Source organism: Desulfovibrio sp. JC010 (genome assembly GCF_010470675.1).
Lineage (GTDB): Bacteria > Desulfobacterota > Desulfovibrionia > Desulfovibrionales > Desulfovibrionaceae > Maridesulfovibrio.
In genome coordinates, this window is the sequence record NZ_VOIQ01000036.1 from 1 (window position 1) to 1146 (window position 1146).

Genomic DNA, 1146 nt, shown 5'->3' on the forward strand with positions numbered 1-1146 from the left:
GCCTAGTACGTCTTGATTGACGTTGTTTAACCAATTAAACAGTTGTAATTTTGCATGGCAGACCGATTTTGCCTTGGTTTTTTAAGACCGTGCCGGAGCTTGGGTCGTCATGCTTTGTTCTTCTAACCCGAACCGTTGCTTGGGATCGAAAGCCCGCGTTTTGCTAGGATGGGAAAAAAACAAAAGAATGAACTGTTTATTGGTATAGATGTCTCCAAGACTTCTTTGGATGTTTGTCTCTTTCCAACCGAAGAATACCTTTCATTTGAAAATTCAGAGAAAGGAATTCGTGCCTTAGTTAAAAAGTGCAAAAACTGGAAACCCGAATTAATTGTCCTAGAAGCAACAGGCGGACTCGAAAATGCCGTCATGGCTTCATTGGCTCTTAAGGACTATCCGGTCTCACGGGTAAATCCCCGTCAAGCGCGCGATTTTGCAAAGGCCACTGGTAAACTGGCAAAAACCGACAAAGTTGACAGTTTGATGCTCGCGCATTTTGCGCAAGCGATCAGGCCAGAACCAACTGAGTTAAAAAGCGAAATTGGTTTACAACTTGAGCACGTTTTAAAAAGACGTCGCCAGTTGATCAACATGAGAACTAAAGAAAAAAACCGATTGTCCAGTAGTCCTCAAGGAATAAAATTAAATATTAACAGTCATATCGAATGGTTGAACAAACAAATCGATGATTTGGACAACAACCTTCAAGAGTTATTGGCTTCTGATGAAGAATTTTCTCAGAAGGCCGAAAAACTTGAATCCGTTCCTGGTGTCGGTCCTGTTTTGCGTACAACATTGCTCGCAAACCTGCCCGAACTTGGCACGTTGAACCGAAAACAAATTGCTTCGCTCGTTGGAGTGGCCCCGCTTAACCGCGATAGCGGGATGTTCCGAGGCCGAAGACACATATGGGGAGGACGATCCGAAGTTCGCTCAACCCTTTATATGGCCTGCATGTCAGCGATACGAAGCAATTCAAAGTTAAAGGTTTTTTACAATCGTTTAATTGACGCTGGCAAAGCTCATAAAGTTGCGATGGTCGCATCAATGAGAAAGTTACTTGGCATTTTGAATGCCCTAATTGCTAACGACCAATATTGGTCTGAGCAGCCTGCGTAGCTTGACTTTTGCCACCGTTGCTCCGGC

Annotated in this window: 1 protein-coding gene; it reads left to right on the forward strand. The window is 43.9% G+C overall.

Features of this window, described 5'->3' with window-relative positions; genetic code table 11:
- Positions 1 to 168 precede the first annotated feature (168 nt).
- Positions 169 to 1119: an IS110 family transposase gene (locus tag FMR86_RS20270; protein WP_203545051.1), complete on the forward strand. Its 951-nt coding sequence runs from the start codon at positions 169 to 171 to the stop codon at positions 1117 to 1119.
- The last annotated feature ends 27 nt before the right edge of the window (positions 1120 to 1146 follow it).